This window comes from Colwellia sp. BRX10-9, from assembly GCF_014077405.1.
Lineage (GTDB): Bacteria > Pseudomonadota > Gammaproteobacteria > Enterobacterales > Alteromonadaceae > Colwellia_A.
Window position 1 is genome coordinate 1 of the sequence record NZ_JACGVV010000079.1, and the last position, 1,814, is coordinate 1,814.

Below are 1,814 nucleotides of genomic sequence, written 5' to 3' on the forward strand. Positions count from 1 at the left end.
TTAATTATATTTTGTATATCTTATCAGTAGTTTCGTTTGTAATGGCCATATTCTCTTTGGCTAATTTAATCAGACTGTTCAAAAATACTGGTGTTCAAGGCATATAACAAGTTACTTAAACGGACGCTAAACAGTTGGCTAGCTTCGTTCCTCGCAATTTTAGCCAACTATTTCGCGCCGCTTAGTAAGGCGTTAGGCATTCATATCAATCTGAGGCATCATGCTGAAATTATTACCATCATTGATATTTACTTTAGCTGTAGTATTTGTGGTTTCATTTGTTCTAGGTTATCAAACTGAAATCGCACATTCACCGGCAGGTTGGAGTGGAGCTTTATTAATATCTTCCGTGGCAACAATAATTGCTGCTATTGCGCTTTTAATTTTAGGGTTCCCGCTTCACTTTACACTCCTTCATTTAAATAAATCAAAAATGTCATATTACTTGTTAGGTGGGGCTTTACCTGGCTTTATTATTGTGTTTTTATTTAAGCCACTAGGTGATGATGCATTACCAACTTTATTATTGCAGGGAACTGCTTTTAGTATCTCAGGGGCTTTTACTGCGGGAGTGTTTTGTTACTTCTCCGGTAAACTAAATGCCTAACAAGGGTTTTCAAGTAGGACAAATTACAGTTGGCTTTTTGTTCGTGCCTCACTTATTTTAGCCAACTGCAATTTGCCGCTTAAAACGGCGTTAGGTGTAATCGCCACTTCGTTTTAATTGTTTAAAGCATTTGCCAATTTAAGTAGGGCGTTTATGTTTTCTTAATATGTTTTAGGTGGGTTTCGCCAAGCTCTACGTCATTTGCGCCAATATAGTCTGCGGGCATTACCTAAAAACAAAATGTCCTTGCGAATTGGCTTTTTATTGTTTGGTGTTGTGGCTCAAAATCTAGCAGTTGTGTTTATAAAGTGGCGAATGTAATATTAACTTTTAGTGTTTGCTTTAAGGTTTTGTATTTACAGAAATACTTCACCTAACAAGCAATTCAAACGGACAAATAACAGTTGGCTGTCGTTCGTTCCTCACTATTTTAACCAACTATTATTTGCCGCTTAATATGGGCGTTAGCTTTACAAGGATAGTATGAAGTCGTTATCAAGTTTTTGTATTTTACTCTGGTTAATTCCTTATTTTGGAAAACAATATTTCCCAGAAATTTTTGGTGTTTGGTATATCCAATGGACATCTTTCGGCCTTTTAAGTCTCATATTGCCATACGGATTCGCTAGAAGTATTTTAGTCAAAAATGACCATAAATTTGCCTCAGGTTTTTTATTTATCTTTTTGCTCAACGTATTCCTTAATAGCATTGGGCTGAACCTGTTAAATACCACAAATACTTTCTTAACGGTAAATCAAAAAACTGAATTGATAGCGGAAAACACTTCTTTAGAAGCCATTAACAATGAGAATCCAGAAGTTAGGAAAGTAATAGCACAAGTTATATATAAAGAGTTTGGGCAGCCTATTATGTACAAAGACCAATTAGGGGATTTCGTTGTCTATAAACCTACAGATGAAGATAAAATATTATTTAGTGAGCGATTTATTACAGGATCAACAGCTAAAGAGTTAATAAAAAATACGACTCTTCAAATAAAGGAAGTTATGTACTCCTTTGGTTGGACTTGTAGCTGTTTTTTAATAATATTTATTGTTGTCTTTCGTTGGGAGCAGTGTAAAGCTAACAACACGCCCTGAGGTGGACAACTAGTAAAATTTAGCTATTTATTGCAAATTTTAACAGTGGCGATCCTCTTCGGTTTAATGCTTCTAAATATTTTGATTCGTTGTAGGGCATCTTCGT

2 protein-coding genes are annotated in these 1,814 nt (G+C 35.2%); both read left to right on the forward strand.

The features are described from left to right. The first annotated feature begins 220 nt into the window (after positions 1 to 220). Positions 221 to 607, forward strand: coding sequence for a hypothetical protein (locus tag H4J69_RS19515; RefSeq protein WP_182214394.1), 387 nt, complete (start codon positions 221 to 223; stop codon positions 605 to 607). Between the two features lie 483 nt (positions 608 to 1,090). Further along, entirely contained in the window at positions 1,091 to 1,708 is a 618-nt protein-coding gene (locus H4J69_RS19520; protein ID WP_182245188.1) for a hypothetical protein, read from the forward strand. The last annotated feature ends 106 nt before the right edge of the window (positions 1,709 to 1,814 follow it).

Excerpts from the sequence above, each read along its gene's own strand:
- H4J69_RS19515 (WP_182214394.1), top strand. The coding sequence starts at position 221 with ATGCTGAAATTATTACCATCATTGATATTTACTTTAGCTGTAGTATTT.
- H4J69_RS19520 (WP_182245188.1), top strand. The coding sequence starts at position 1,091 with ATGAAGTCGTTATCAAGTTTTTGTATTTTACTCTGGTTAATTCCTTAT.